General features: G+C 60.1%; 15 protein-coding genes. 7 read left to right on the top strand and 8 right to left on the bottom strand.

Features of this window, described 5'->3' with window-relative positions:
- The first annotated feature begins 86 nt into the window (after positions 1–86).
- Positions 87–764 carry an isoprenoid biosynthesis glyoxalase ElbB gene (gene elbB / locus ACI5GA_RS17185; RefSeq protein WP_404635355.1) on the top strand — a complete coding sequence of 226 codons (678 nt, stop codon included), beginning with the start codon at positions 87–89 and terminating at the stop codon, positions 762–764.
- A 206-nt stretch (positions 765–970) separates the two neighbouring features.
- On the opposite strand, the gene ACI5GA_RS17180 is transcribed toward elbB, so the two are convergent.
- Both ACI5GA_RS17180 and ACI5GA_RS17175 read right to left on the bottom strand, forming a co-directional pair.
- Entirely contained in the window at positions 971–1,423 is a 453-nt protein-coding gene (locus ACI5GA_RS17180; protein ID WP_404635357.1) for a YaiI/YqxD family protein, read from the bottom strand.
- 27 nt (positions 1,424–1,450) lie between these two features.
- Complete coding sequence (locus tag ACI5GA_RS17175; RefSeq protein ID WP_421423517.1) at positions 1,451–3,346, bottom strand: FTR1 family protein; 1,896 nt, start codon at positions 3,344–3,346, stop codon at positions 1,451–1,453.
- A 365-nt stretch (positions 3,347–3,711) separates the two neighbouring features.
- Between ACI5GA_RS17175 and ACI5GA_RS17170 the strand changes: the two genes are divergently transcribed.
- Genes ACI5GA_RS17170 through ACI5GA_RS17155 form a run of 4 tightly spaced genes read left to right on the top strand, consistent with a single transcriptional unit; the run spans position 3,712 to position 6,882 of the window.
- Positions 3,712–5,115 carry a COG3014 family protein gene (locus ACI5GA_RS17170; RefSeq protein ID WP_421423516.1) on the top strand — a complete coding sequence of 468 codons (1,404 nt, stop codon included), beginning with the start codon at positions 3,712–3,714 and terminating at the stop codon, positions 5,113–5,115.
- A 13-nt stretch (positions 5,116–5,128) separates the two neighbouring features.
- Positions 5,129–5,500, top strand: a complete 372-nt coding sequence (locus tag ACI5GA_RS17165; RefSeq protein ID WP_404635363.1) for a YcfL family protein — start codon at positions 5,129–5,131, stop codon at positions 5,498–5,500.
- Between the two features lie 35 nt (positions 5,501–5,535).
- Complete coding sequence (lpoB, locus tag ACI5GA_RS17160; RefSeq protein WP_404635365.1) at positions 5,536–6,126, top strand: penicillin-binding protein activator LpoB; 591 nt, start codon at positions 5,536–5,538, stop codon at positions 6,124–6,126.
- Positions 6,127–6,129: 3 nt separating this feature from the next.
- On the top strand, positions 6,130–6,882 hold the full coding sequence (locus ACI5GA_RS17155) for a penicillin-binding protein activator LpoB (protein ID WP_421423515.1): 753 nt from the start codon (positions 6,130–6,132) through the stop codon (positions 6,880–6,882).
- Positions 6,883–7,066: 184 nt separating this feature from the next.
- Here ACI5GA_RS17155 and ACI5GA_RS17150 read toward each other — a convergent pair whose 3' ends face one another.
- From ACI5GA_RS17150 to ACI5GA_RS17140, 3 genes are all read right to left on the bottom strand, one after another.
- On the bottom strand, positions 7,067–7,693 hold the full coding sequence (locus tag ACI5GA_RS17150) for a LysE family transporter (protein ID WP_404635369.1): 627 nt from the start codon (positions 7,691–7,693) through the stop codon (positions 7,067–7,069).
- Positions 7,694–7,797: 104 nt separating this feature from the next.
- Positions 7,798–8,403, bottom strand: a complete 606-nt coding sequence (locus ACI5GA_RS17145; protein WP_404635371.1) for a mechanosensitive ion channel domain-containing protein — start codon at positions 8,401–8,403, stop codon at positions 7,798–7,800.
- On the bottom strand, positions 8,403–10,313 hold the full coding sequence (locus ACI5GA_RS17140) for an ATP-binding cassette domain-containing protein (RefSeq protein WP_404635373.1): 1,911 nt from the start codon (positions 10,311–10,313) through the stop codon (positions 8,403–8,405). Before ACI5GA_RS17140 ends, ACI5GA_RS17145 begins: the two co-directional genes overlap by 1 nt.
- Before the next feature lie 46 nt (positions 10,314–10,359).
- Between ACI5GA_RS17140 and ACI5GA_RS17135 the strand changes: the two genes are divergently transcribed.
- Complete coding sequence (locus ACI5GA_RS17135) at positions 10,360–10,827, top strand: TIGR02444 family protein (RefSeq protein WP_421423514.1); 468 nt, start codon at positions 10,360–10,362, stop codon at positions 10,825–10,827.
- On the opposite strand, the gene ACI5GA_RS17130 is transcribed toward ACI5GA_RS17135, so the two are convergent.
- Positions 10,824–11,897, bottom strand: a complete 1,074-nt coding sequence (locus ACI5GA_RS17130) for an AlgP family protein (protein ID WP_421423513.1) — start codon at positions 11,895–11,897, stop codon at positions 10,824–10,826. The genes ACI5GA_RS17135 and ACI5GA_RS17130 overlap by 4 nt on opposite strands.
- Positions 11,898–12,077: 180 nt before the next feature.
- Between ACI5GA_RS17130 and ACI5GA_RS17125 the strand changes: the two genes are divergently transcribed.
- Positions 12,078–12,755 carry an FKBP-type peptidyl-prolyl cis-trans isomerase gene (locus ACI5GA_RS17125; protein ID WP_404635379.1) on the top strand — a complete coding sequence of 226 codons (678 nt, stop codon included), beginning with the start codon at positions 12,078–12,080 and terminating at the stop codon, positions 12,753–12,755.
- A 58-nt stretch (positions 12,756–12,813) separates the two neighbouring features.
- On the opposite strand, the gene rsd is transcribed toward ACI5GA_RS17125, so the two are convergent.
- Together rsd and ACI5GA_RS17115 are read right to left on the bottom strand one after the other, a co-directional pair.
- Positions 12,814–13,272 carry a sigma D regulator gene (gene rsd, locus ACI5GA_RS17120; protein WP_404635381.1) on the bottom strand — a complete coding sequence of 153 codons (459 nt, stop codon included), beginning with the start codon at positions 13,270–13,272 and terminating at the stop codon, positions 12,814–12,816.
- 184 nt (positions 13,273–13,456) lie between these two features.
- Complete coding sequence (locus ACI5GA_RS17115) at positions 13,457–13,984, bottom strand: disulfide bond formation protein B (RefSeq protein ID WP_404635383.1); 528 nt, start codon at positions 13,982–13,984, stop codon at positions 13,457–13,459.
- Between the last annotated feature and the right edge of the window lie 2 nt (positions 13,985–13,986).

Genomic DNA, 13,986 nt, shown 5'->3' with positions numbered 1-13,986 from the left:
CCATCGTTGGCGCCAAAAGTGCCAGAGAACAGGACAACAATGGCGTACCCGGCGCGAACGGATCGTCTCAGAGAGGGAATACACGCATGAGCAAAAAAGTGGCCGTCATTCTTTCCGGTTGCGGCGTACAGGACGGCGCGGAAATTCATGAAAGCGTGCTCACCCTGCTGCGTCTGGACCAGCGCGGCGCCGAGGTGAAGTGTTTTGCGCCCAATATCGCCCAACACCACGTCATCAATCACCTGACGGGTGAAGAAATGCCCGAAACCCGCAATGTGCTGGTGGAATCGGCGCGCATTGCCCGAGGCGCCATCGAAGACATCCGCGAGGCTGACATCAGCGAATTCGACGCGCTGATCATCCCCGGCGGTTTTGGTGCGGCGAAGAACCTGTCGAACTTCGCAACAGAGGGTTCAGCCTGCAAGGTTCAAGCGGAGGTCCTGGCCATGGCCGAAGCATTCGCAGAAGCGGGCAAGCCAATTGGCCTGATCTGCGTATCGCCTGCACTGGCCGCCAAAATCTACGGCCCCGGTGTGACCTGCACCATTGGCAACTGCGCCGAAACGGCAGCCAAGATCGCCAAAATGGGCGGCCAGCACAAAGACTGCGACGTCACCGACATCGTCGAAGACAAAGACCGCAAACTGGTGAGCACACCGGCCTACATGGTCGCCAAGTCGATTGGCGAAGTGGCGTCGGGGATCAACAAACTGGTGGATCGGGTGTTGGAGTTGGTGCAGGAGAATGAAGCAGCCCCCGCTTGAAGCGCTACCTTGTAGGAGCTTTTATGTCGGCTGACAACCTCTTTCGCCACCAAGGCGGCTCCCACAGAATCGGCGCTGATCCTGAGCGTGGGAGCCGGCTTGCTGGCGAATGCGGTGGGTCAGTGACTGATGAGGTGACAGACGTAACGCCTCGCCAGTTCAAGCCGGCTCCTACAGGGGTTAACCACGTAAGGTTTGCGAACAGCTCAACCACGGGATAAGCGCGTCAGAATCCTATCCAGCGCATTGGCGAATGCCTGTTTCTCGCGATCGCCATAAGCGCTCTGCCCTCCTCCCACCTGACCCTGCTCGCGCAAGTCAGTGAACAGATTGCGCACCGCCAGCCGTTCGCCCATGTTCTGGGCATCGAACTCCTTGCCGCGCGGGTCCAGTGCCGCGACGCCTTTTTTGACCAGCCTGTCAGCCAGCGGCACATCGCTACAGATCACCAGTTCGCCTGGCACTGCGTGTTCAACCAGATAATTGTCAGCGGCATCCGGCCCGCTGGGCACCACGATCAGCTTCACCACTGCAAACGCAGGCCGAGGCACAGCCTGCCCTGCCACCAACACCACTTCGAAGTGCCGCTTGAGGGCAAACTTGACCACTTGATCCCGCGCCGCCTTGGGGCAGGCATCGGCATCGATCCAGACGCGCATTTGGCATTGACTCCTACAGGGTAACCATCAGGCCGCTGACGCGCGTCGCTTCTCCGAGAGACGACTGCGCCCATACAAAACCGCAATCGCAACCAACGCGATGGCCTGAGCACTCAGTGAATACGCATCAGCGTGAATACCCAACCAGTCGAATTCGAAAAACGGCACCGGGCGTGTGCCGAAGATTCCAGCCTCCTGCAACGCCTTGACACCATGCCCTGCGAACACAACAGAGAGCGCGCACAACAACGCGGCGTTGATGCCAAAAAACATCGCCAATGGCAGCTTCGCCGAACCGCGCAGAATCACCCACGCCAGACCGACCAGCAACACCAGCGCCGTGGCGCCGCCCGCCAACACGGCGTTATGCCCGGCTGGACCGGCTTGCAGCCACAGAGTCTCGTAAAACAGGATCACCTCGAATAACTCGCGGTACACCGAGAAGAACGCCAACACCGCAAAACCGAACCGACCGCCGCCACCGACCAGGCTGCTCTTGATGTAGTCCTGCCATGCCGCGGCGTGGCGCCGATCGTGCATCCACACCCCCAGCCACAGCACCATGACACTGGCGAACAGAGCGGTCGCGCCTTCAAGCAATTCACGCTGCGAGCCGCTGACGTCGATCACATAGGCCGCCAACGCCCACGTTCCCAGACCCGCGAGCAACGCCAGCCCCCATCCGACGTTGACGCTACGCGCCGCCGATTGCTGGCCAGTGTTACGCAGGAACGCCAGAATCGCCGCCAATACCAGAATCGCTTCCAGCCCTTCACGCAGCAGGATCAACAAGCCCGAAACAAAGCTCAGCGACGTGCTCAAGCCATCGCTGCCCAGCAGGTCGGCTGACGCTTTCAACTTCACCTTCGCAGCGGCGAGTTTTTCGGCGGCTTCGGCGGCTGGCAGGCCATCCTGCAAAGATTGTCGATAAGCCATCAACGCCTTTTCGGTGTCCTTGCGCACAGTGGCGTCGACGTTATCCAGCGAGCTTTCCACCAACTCGAAGCCTTCCAGATACGCGGCGACGGACAGGTCGTACGCCTGCTCGCGATCCCCGGACTGGTAGGCCGCCAGGCTTTTGTCCAGCGTCGTGCTGGTGTAATCGAGCAACTGCGCTGGGCCTCGCTGAACCTGGGGCGGCTGGGCACGCAGGGCGCGGAACGTGGCGGCCGCTTGCGGGCCTTCGACAGCGGCGATTTCGACCGGGGTCTGACGCGCAAGGTCCGCAAGGTTGAAGGTCTTGACCGGCTGGGCCGTGGCATCGGCGCTGAAACTGGCGATGTAGGTCGCCACGTCCCAGCGCTGGCGGTCGTCCAGTTGATCGGCGAACGACGGCATGTCCGTGCCTTCGATGCCCAGTCCGAGGGTGTTGTAAACGTCGAAGAGGCTCAGGCGATCCAGTCGCGCCGCATCACGCAGATTGGCCGGAGAAGGCGTCATGCCGATGCTTGCCGGTCCATCACCCGCGCCCGCATTGCCATGGCAGACCGAACAATACTGGGCGTAGAGCGGCGCACCGCGAGCCGGATCCGGCGTAATGATCGGCGCCTGGCTCACTTCATACGCCACCGCAAGCTTCGCCCCTAACTGACGGGCCTGACGCGCCACGGAAGCGCCGTCCTGCTTCTGATCAACCGCGCGTTGCAGCGTTTTGACGCCTTGGGCCAGATCGGCACGTTCAGCCCGCTCTGGCAGCGCCTCGATCAGCCCTTCCAAAGCCCCCAGAAACTCAACCTGTTCCTTGTATTCCGCCTCATCGACGACCTTGCTATCCGCAACAGTGGGTGGGTAATCGGCGCTCACGTAATCGAGCAGGTGCAGCGCCTGAGCGGCACCGTCGGCGGAATCTGCCGATGCGCCAACGCTGAACAGACTCAGCAATGTCAGGCTCAGGCAGGCCAGATAGCGAGAAGGGGACAACATGAAGGGATCTCAAATAGAAATGCGAAGGGTTGCTATTGTTCATGTTGGGCGTCGCGCACTCAAGCGTTGCTGCTCAATGGCCTCGATGTGCGCTTTTCATGCTTAACATCCGGGCTTGTCAGCCGATGTACCAGTGGCACTGCGTATGTGGCAAAACCTCGTGTCAGACACTTCTAAAAGTGTTGAAAGCCATCAAAAAGCCATTGTTTTCAGCGCCTCACTCCTTATAATTCCCGCCCGCCACAGTGTGGCACACAGCCATCATCCAGGGCTGTTTTCATGGGAAGCGCCCTCGCCTTCTTCAAACGGATTTGTCTGGCCGCAGACTCAACGACACGGCCAGCCCTGTTCAAGGACTGATCTTGATGTCACCTCGCGCCCTTGGCACTCTCGCGCTGATCGCTGCTGCGCAACTGACCGGCTGTGCTGCGTTTCGCAGTTACGATACGGAGCTGCAACAAACCAACCAGCAGCTCACCAGCGGCAACGTCGACGGCGCCCTGACGCTCCTTGAAAAGAACAACACTGGCGACGACAAAGACCTGCTCTATTATTTCGAGAAAGGCGAATTGTTGCGCTCCAAGGGCGATCTGGCAGGCAGCCAGGCCGCATGGGGCCACGCAGACCAGACCGTCATCGCCTGGGAAGACTCGGTCAAACTGGACAGCGGCAAGTACCTGGCCCAGTTCGGCAGCTACCTGGTCAATGACAAGGTCCGTCGCTACGAAGGCTACGACTATGAAAAAGTCATGCTGACCACGCAGATGGCCCTGAACCTGCTGGCCCAGAACGATTTCGAAGGCGCTCGCACCGAAATCAAGAAAACCCACGAGCGCGAAGCCGTCATCGCCGAACTGCGCGACAAGGAATACCTCAAGAGCGAAGACGAGGCCAAGGCTCAAGGTGTGAACACCCAGTACAAGGACCTCAGAGGCTATCCAGTCGAATCCCTCAACGCGCCCGAAGTGGTGAATCTGAAGAACAGCTATCAGAGCGCCTTTAGCCACTACCTCGCGGGTTTCGTCTACGAAGCGTTGGGTGAGAAGGACTTGGCAGCACCAGGTTATCGACAGGCCGCCGAACTGCGCCCTAACACCCCGCTGCTGGATCAGGCACTGCTGGACCTCGACGCTGCAGGCAGCAAAAACACCCAGACAGAGGGCAGCGAAGTGCTGCTCGTCGTGCAAACCGGCTTCGCGCCCGCCCGGGATTCAATTCGCCTCCCGATACCGTTGCCGATCAACAACAACCTGGTGATCACCCCACTGTCGTTACCGGTGATCAAGGCGGACACTTCGACGCCGTTTTTCGATCAGATCGGTCTCGACGGCCAGCCACTCAACCTGACTGCGCTCAACAGCACCACGGCCATGTCCCGCCGCGCACTGCGTGACGACATGCCGGGCATCATCCTGCGCACCAGCGTGCGAGCGATCACCCGTGGCGTGGCGCAGAAAAAACTCAACGACGTAAACCCGCTGGCCGGCCTGGCGGTGGGCATCGCGTCAGCGGTGACCGAAGGCGCCGACACCCGCACCTGGCGCACGCTGCCGGACAACACGCTGGTGGCCCGCGTACGTCTCAAGCAGGGCGAACATCAGGTGGTGTTGCCGTCGTCGCTAGGTGGCACTCATGTGCAGATCAAAATCGATCGCCCTTATCAAGTGGTCACCCTGCGCGCCATCGGCAACCAGGTCTACACCGCCGGTCTCGCCGCGCAAGTGATGCCATCGACCCTGCCGCAAGCCGTGGCCGCTAACAAACCTTGAAGGAAGATTCTCCATGCGTTGCAAGATTCTCGCGCTGACGGCACTGGCACTCCTCGCCGGTTGCGCCACACCTCCGCCACCTGCTCCTGGCACGGCGGCCAGCAAGGTTGTTGCGTTGGGTGACCTGAAAAACATCGAGATCGGCCCGATGCGCGTCGCCCGTGAAAACGGCTTCATGACCGTCAACGTCTCGCTCAACAACACCAGCAGTTACAACAAGACGATGTATTACCGCTTCGCCTGGCTGGGCAACGACGGCTTTCCGGTCGCCGAGCCTGAAACCTGGAAAAGCCTGACGCTGTATGGTTCCCAGAGCAGCTTCCTGCCCGCCATCGCCCCGGTTCCCAAGGCCACTGACTTCCGCCTCGAAGTCAAAACCCCTTGATCGCCCCCCTTCGCTCAGCCCAAGAGACTAAAGACATGTCGTTCATTCGCCTTTCACTCCTCGCCGCTGTCGCCCTGCTGGCCACCGGCTGTGCCAACAACTCGCCCACCTTGGGCAGCAAGAACATCAGCTACGGCGACACCAAGGCCGTGGAAACCGTGACCAACGAATTCGGCTCCACGGACCTGCAAATGATCGCGGAGAGCATGACCCGCTCGCTGGCCCAGTCCGGCGCGCTGCAAGGCCGCCCGGTGGTGCAGGTCTACGACGTGAAGAACAAGACCAGCGAGTACATCGACACCCGTGAAATCACCACGACGATCAAGACCCAGCTGATGAAGTCCGGCACTGCACGTTTCGCCAGCGACAACACGGATATGCAGAGCCAGGTCGACCAGTTGAAGCTGCAAAACCAGAGCGGCCTGTACAAGCAGTCGACCGTTAACAAGACCGGCAACATGATCGCCGCCAAATACCGTCTTGAGGGTTCGATCAGCTCCATCGTCAAGCGCAGCAGCGATTATAAGGACGTCTTCTACAAATTCAGCCTGCAACTGATCGACGTTGAAAGCGGCATTGCTGAGTGGATGGACGAGAAAGAAATCCGCAAAACCACGGAGCGCTAAGCGATGCGTACATGGATCGGCATTCTCGGCCTGGCGTGCGCAATGAGCACGCTGTGCGCTCAAGCGGCGCCAAAAGTCGCTGTGACTGACATGGCGTTCGAACAGCAAGTGGAACAGTACATCCACACGGTGTCGGCGCAGACCAACCTTCAGGTTAATCGCTACAGCGCCAGCGGCTCGTCGAGCTACAACGAATACGAAGCGCGCAACACCTACATCGAACAGGGCGAACTGCGCACATTCAGCGGCGACATCAAGGGCGAGATCCTCAAGTCCGGGATGTTCCAGTTGGTGCAGGGCACGCCTTACACGGCCAACGCCAAGGAAGACGTGTACGACGTCATCAAGCGCATCAAGAACGGCAACTTCAAAGGCGCTGATTACGTGCTGTTCGGCACCGTGTCGGACATCGATTTTCGCCAGGACGTCAATGAAATCGCCAACACCAACAGCCACTCAGCCGTGCTGGGCCTGACGCTGGTGGGCGACTTCAGCCTGATCAACACCCGCACCTTCGAAATCACTTCGGCCTTTACGGCGATGGGCGAAGGTCAGGACACCAAACTGGTCAATGGCAACGACGTGCGCGTCACGCCGAATCGCGGTCGCGTCGTCAAAGAGGTTTCAAAGTCGATCGGTATTGACGTTGCGCGCCAGTTGCGAGAGCAACTGCGAGGGGAATTGGAGTACTCGCAAGAGCAACCTGCGCCACGCAACAACCTGCCCCGTGACGAGGCGCCGAAGATTCTGCGGTGATTCCGAAACCAACGCAGCTCAACTGCGGGAGCGAATTCATTCGCGATGCGAGGGTACATCCAGAAAATGTGTATCGGGTGTACCGACGTCTCGCGAATGAATTCGCTCCCACACTTTGCTGACTGCGTGACAGCGTGTCATCTGAACGATGCGCCATCCGCCACGGTTTTTTATGCGCGTGCTTTCAAGCGCGGTGCAACGTCGCCAAAAACGCCGCCGCGCTCACGAACAATCCGGCAAACGTGCGGTTCATTCGACGCTGCTGTTTCGGCGTCTTCAGTGCCCGCAGCACTTTCGACGCCAGCCCCGTATACCCCGCCATCACGATCAGGTCGACGCTGACCATCGTCACGCCAATCATCAGGTACTGCGGCAGCAGTGGCAGATGGGTGTCGATGAATTGCGGCAGGATCGCCAGCATGAACACCAGCGCCTTGGGATTACTGATGTTCACCAGAAAGCCCCGCGCGACCAGCGCCAGCGGTTTACCAATCGGACGAATGGAAGCGTTATCGGAAAGATCGGTAGGCAAGGCGCGCCACTGCTTGATGCCCAGGTACACCAGGTACGCGACACCGAACCATTTGATCAGAGTGAACGCCAATGCCGAGGTCGCAAGCACGGCACCCAGACCCGCCGCGATGATCGCGATCTGAACAATGAGCGCTAGTTGCAGGCCCAGCGCGTTCCAGTAACCACGCCAGAAACCGTATTGCAGACCGCTGGACATCGATGCGATCGCACCGGCACCCGGAGAAAGACTGATGACCCAGCAGGCGGCAAAAAAGGCCAGCCACGTTTCGAGCGACATTACACACCTCAGGCAGAACGGCATCTCTGCCTAAGCTAGTGTTTGCGTGGGCCAAAAACCAATTATTTCTAACTGTTACGCCAGCTTTGTGGGCAACTGTGAGGCTATTTCGACACCGGGCTGTCGCCCACTCGCCTCTCGCCCGAAACTATCGCAACGCCGTCGTTACCGCGCCAGCGCCGGATCGACTTCTGGAAGAACTGGCTATTGGGCACCTGCACCAGGGTGCCGCCCAGTTCGGCAGGCTCCACCAGCGTGGTGAACATCAGATTGATCGCCGTCACACGGCCTTTGATGCCGGGCTTGTCGGTGGTGTCCACCAGCTCGACCACATCGCCAATGCGAAACGGCCCCATGGTGAAGATGAACACCGCACACAGCAGATTCGACAGCACGCTCCACATGGCGAAGAACGCCACCGCCGCCACGGCGACAAACCCCGAGAGCGCCGCCCACAATACCGAAGCCGAAACGCCCAGCCGCCCGAGTACCGCTACCAGCGCCGTGCCCATGATCAACCAGCGCAAGCCGCCACGCACCATCACCAGCAACTCTGGAGGCAGCAGCGGGTAACGCTCGGCCATGCGGGTCAGAAAGCGCGCGACGAAGCGTTGCAAGGTGTAGCCGATCAACAGGATCAGCAAAATCTGCAACGCGACCAGAATGGGCTCGATCCAGTACGCCGGAACCGGCAAGGCCAAAGACTCCATCAGGACAACGCTTCCAGCTCGGCCTGCATCGACTCCAGCACTTCCAGCGCTTCCATCCACGCCTCTTCCAGCTCCGACTCGCGGGTTTTCAGCTTGGCCTGTTCAGCCAGCAGATCACGCAGTTTGTCCTTGTTGGCGGCATCGTAGATGGCGCTGTCGCCTAACGCTGCCTCTATCTTCGCCAGTTTCTCGTGGACCGTGCCGAGTTCTTTTTCCAGCTTCTCGGCTTCTTTTTTGTGCGGGGCCAGTTGCTGACGCAACGCCGCAGCTTGTTGCCGCTGGGCTTTTTTGTCGGTCTTGTCCGGGTTCACCGGTGTGTTGCTGACCGGCGCGTTGCGCTGACGATAGTCCGCCAGCCAGCGGGTGTAGTCGTCCAGATCGCCGTCGAATTCCTCGACCGCACCATCGGCGACCAACAGGAAATTGTCGGTGGTGCTCTTGAGCAAGTGACGATCGTGAGACACCACCAGCACCGCACCGCTGAACTCCTGCAACGCCATGGTCAGCGCCAGACGCATTTCCAGGTCCAGGTGGTTGGTCGGTTCGTCGAGCAGCAGCAGGTTCGGTTTGTCCCAGGCGATCAGCGCCAGAGCCAGACGAGCCTTTTCGCCACCGGAAAAATTCAGCACCGGCTCTTCCAGCCGCGCCCCCCGGAAGTCAAAACCACCGAGGAAGTCGCGCAAAGTCTGCTCTCGTTCGGTCGGCGCGATACGCTGCAAATGCAGCAGCGGACTGGCCTTGGAATCGAGGGAGTCCAGTTGATGCTGGGCGAAGTAACCCACAACGGTGTTCTCCCCACGCTGCAAACGCCCGCTCAACGGCGACAGCTCGCCAGACAGGTTTTTGATCAGCGTGGACTTACCGGCACCATTGGGCCCCAGCAAACCGATCCGGGCGCCCGGCGTCAGTTGCAGTTTGACCTTCTGCAAAATGGTCTTGTCGCCATACCCCAGACGCGCATCAGACAAATCCAGCAGCGGGCTGGAGATCTTGTCGGACTCACGGAAGGTGAAGTTGAACGGCGAATCGACGTGGGCCGCCGACAGCTCCTCCATCCGCTCCAGCGCCTTGATCCGGCTCTGGGCCTGACGCGCTTTGGTGGCTTGGGCCTTGAAGCGGGCGATGTACTTTTCCATGTGCGCGCGCTGCGCCTGCTGCTTCTCGTAGGCCTGTTGCTGCTGGGCCAGACGTTCGGCACGGGCGCGCTCGAAGGCGCTGTAGCCACCGCGATAGAGCGTGATTTTTTTCTGCTCGACGTGGGCAACGTGATCGACCACGGCATCAAGGAAATCCCGGTCGTGGGAAATCAGCAACAGCGTGCCCGGATAACCCTTGAGCCAGTCTTCGAGCCAGAGAATGGCGTCGAGGTCCAAGTGGTTGGTCGGCTCGTCGAGCAACAGCAGGTCCGATGGGCACATCAGGGCTTGTGCCAGGTTCAGGCGCATCCGCCAGCCACCGGAGAAGCTGCCGACCTGGCGTTCCATCTGCTCGTTGGTGAAGCCCAGACCGGCCAGCAGCTTGCGAGCGCGGGCGTCAGCGGTGTAGCCATCGGCACTGTCCAGTTCGGCGTGCAGTCGCGCTTGAGCAGCGCCGTCGTGAGCTGCTTCAGCCGCCGCCAGGTCCTGCTGCACCTGACGCAGACGCAAGTCGCCATCGAGGACATAGTCCACCGCCAGGCGTTCGAGGGTATCGACCTCCTGACGCATGTGGGCAATGCGCCAATCGGCGGGCAGCGAGCAATCGCCGTTGTCAGGGGACAATTCACCCCGCAGCAACGCGAACAGGCTGGATTTACCGGCGCCGTTGGCCCCGATCAGGCCGGCTTTCTGACCGGCGTGCAGCGTCATCTCGGCATCTTCTAGCAGACGCTGCGGACCACGCTGTAAGGTAAGGCTTTGAAGTCTGATCATAATGGCGGCGGAGTCTACCAGCTTCGCCCAAAACGGGTAGATGACGATGCCTTCCGACCTTTGGAGTTTTACCCTCGATTTCTATGCGCGCCCCGGCGTTGAACAGGCTTGTCTCGCGCTACAGGCCAGCGGAGGCAACGTCTGCGCGCTATTGTGCGGGGTGTGGCTGGATCAGCGACGGATCCCGTTCGATCCGATACGCGCCGAAGAAATCAGACAATTGGCGACGCCTTGGCACGACGAAGTGGTCGGCCCTCTGCGGGCGATCCGCACGCAATGGAAAGCGGCAGCCGCTACCGACGAGGAACTCGATGCGTTGCGTGAGCGCTTGAAAGTGCTGGAACTGGATGCCGAACGGGAATTGTTGGTGAGGCTGCAACGTCTGGTTCAGGACTGGCCGGATCAGGCCATGCAGACAACCGGGGCGTGGCTAGAGGCGCTGGCGGGCAAAGCCGCGAGCGAAGCACCCGACGCGCTGCACGTGCTGCAACGCGTCGGGCAGGACGCCGCTTAAGACGCGCTGGACGGCATCGAACCGGTGGCTGGAGCAGCGGCCGGAGTGGTCGGCGCTACAGGAGCAGGGGTCGAGGTCGCTGCGGCTGGAGCAGGCGTCGCGGGCTTGGCAGCCGCAGGCGTAGCAGGCTTGGCCGCTGGTTTTGCAGCAGGCTTGGCAGCGGCAGGCTTGGAGGCCGCTTTGGCGGCGACCTTGGCCGTCGGCTTGGCGGCAGCGGGCTTGGCGGCAGGTTTGGCAGTGGCGGCAGGTTTTGCGGCTGCCGGTTTGGCTGCAGCGGTCGCGGCGGGCTTGGCTGGCGCCTTCGCAGCAGGCTTGGCCGCTGGTTTTGCCGCAGCGGTCGCAGGTTTTGCGGCAGCGGTTTTAGCCGGGGCTTTCGCGGCAGGCTTTGCGGCAGGCTTGGCGACGGGTTTAGCCGCAACAGGCGCCTTGGTGGCAGCCGGTTTGGCCGCTGCAGTTTTGGCGGCTGGCTTGGCGGCCGTCGTTTTCGCAGGGGCTTTTGCAGCAGGCTTGGCCGCTACTGGTTTGGCAGCCGTCGGTTTTGCTGCGGCTGGCTTGGCAGCGGCAGCTTTGGCTGGCGCCTTGGCCGGTGCTTTAGCGGCGGGTTTGGCTGCCGCTTTCGCAGGGGCTTTAGCGACCGGTTTGGCGACTGCCTTCGCCGGGGCCTTGGCCGCGCGATCACTCAACGCCTTGGCGACGGCTTCTTTCACACGACCCACGCCTTGGGCCAGCTTCAGGCTTTCCTGAGCATCGCGCTTGAGATTCTGAATGTAGGTGCGGGTTTCGGTCTGGCGATTTTTCAGCGCATCGAGCAACGCTTCGAGTTCAGCGACAGCGTCTTTGGCCTTGGCCTGTGCCTTGGCTTTACCGGCAGTCGCCGCGTCCTGCAATTTGGTGCGGGACTTGTGCAGTTTTTCCTGAGCTTTACCGCGTTGTTTTTCAAGCTTGGCGAGCAACTTCTCGGCGTCAGCCAAGGCTTGAGAGCAGGCATCTTCAAGATGTTCGAGCAAGCTGCTCGAGAGTTGTTGGAGCAAATGCAACGGAGTGTTTACTGGCTTCTTGGTGGCCGACATGACTTACCTCCTGGCTGATTTGAATGCGGCTCATACTAGACCTCTGCCCGCACCGCCGCTAGGGCATCTTGACACTACAATTTCCGGTCTGTTGCACGGAGCGGAAAAACAGCACATCCAGCCATCACATTCGATCCTCAGCGCTGGCATAATCGCCACTTCCCAGGCCGGAGAGCATTCATGTCGCGCTACCTGTTTATGTCGTTGTTCCTCTTGGTACCCCTTGCCCACGCGACCGATGCCCCACCCGCTGACAACGCTCATGATCTGGCCTACAGCCTGGGTGCGAGTCTGGGCGAGCGTCTGCGCCAGGAAGCCCCCGACCTGCAACTGCCTGCCTTGATCGAAGGCTTGCAGCAGGCCTACCAGAACAAGCCACTGGCGATCAAACAGGAGCGCATGGAGCAGATTCTCAGCGACCATGATGCGGCTCTTGCCCAGGCTGAAAACTCCGGCCAGTCCGAGCCGCAGACCGAAGCTGCGCTCAAGGAAGAGCGTCGCTTCATGGACGCCGAGAAAGCCAAACCCGGCGTACGCCAGCTGGCAGACGGCATCCTCATGACCGAACTGACACCCGGCAATGGCCCCAAGCCGGACATCAATGGCCGCGTTCAGGTGAAATACGTCGGGCGCCTGCCGGATGGCACGATCTTCGACCAGAGCCAGCAACCACAATGGTTCCGCCTGGACAGCGTGATCGCGGGCTGGACCACTGCGCTGGTGGACATGCCGGTGGGTGCGAAATGGCGCCTGGTGATTCCATCAGCCCAGGCGTACGGCGCTGAAGGCGCTGGCGATCTGATCGACCCTTACACGCCGCTGGTGTTTGAAATCGAGTTGTTGGCGGTTTCCCAGTAAACGCAGGTGCCATAAAAAAAGGGTGCCCTCAGAGCACCCTTTTTTGATCGCGGCCAAGTCAGGCTTGAACGGCATCCTGTTCCTTGTGCGCGTTGTGCAGCACTTCGATCAGGCAGTCTTCAAGTTCGAAGCGCTCATGCAGCAAGCCGCCCAGCTCCTTGAATTTCTCGGCAACACATTTGCCTTCATCACAAAGATCGTTGAACGCCAGCAGTTTCTCGGTGATGACGTCGATCCGGGGATAGATCGTATCGGCCAGTTCAAGACCACGCTGGTCGTTGAAGGCCTTGGCTTCGCCAGTCAGTTGTTCGTAGATTTCGAAGTGCCCTGCCGACACATAATCAACGAGCGTGCCGCAGAACTCTTGCAGTTGTTTACGGGTTTCAGACAGCGCTTCGGGTTCGGCACCCAGCACGTCGTAAGCCTGGATCAGCTCGTTGCGCTCGTGCAACCAACGGTCGATCAGCTTGTGAACCCCACCCCAGCGTTCCTGAGCATTCTGACAACTTTCCAGCATGATGTTCTCTCTTCCCTTCAGGGGCACTCCGACCCCGAATCATAAAGGTGATCCGGCGCGGGGCCTATGAAAACCGGCTGTGAAAAACGTCGACAGCAGCATGATCCGATGATGCGTGCGGCCCAGATTATGCCCGCTCGCCGAGGCCTTCAAGGTACGCAGTCGATAAAGTTCATACAAGCGTTTAATCCGAGGTCCCTGTATCCATTGGCCTAGCGCGGCGAAATTCGATGAAAACGTAGTACAGCGAAAACAGCATGAGTCCTGAGAACGCCAGCAAACTCCACTCGGGAACGCTGATACCAAAGAGGGTCCAGTTGATTTCGGAACATCCGGCAGCACCGATCAATGTCAGATAGAGCACTTTCCAGAACGGCTGGGTATCGAGCAGATACTTCAGATTCTCAAGGCAGGACGCCAGGTTGTCAGGCGGCGACTCCTGTAGCCAGACTTGTCGCGCCGCGACCGCCGCACCCAGGGACGCAATGAAAAACAGCCCACCCGAATAGCCACGCCAGCCACTACGACCCGGCTGATGCACAATGGCGAACAAGCAAATAGCCGAACAGACCGACATCAATGCACGCTGTACGAAGCACAATGGGCAAGTGTCTGATCCGGTCAAATGTCCCAGATAGACAGCCGCACCCACGATCAACGCGCAAGCGAGGAACGCCAGAAAAAACAGTGAGCGCGTACGAGCCAGATGCATGG

Source organism: Pseudomonas sp. Pseu.R1, assembly GCF_045764065.1.
GTDB lineage: Bacteria > Pseudomonadota > Gammaproteobacteria > Pseudomonadales > Pseudomonadaceae > Aquipseudomonas.
Note: the sequence above shows the minus strand (reverse complement) of the source record. Positions and strands in the feature narration are given on the sequence as shown.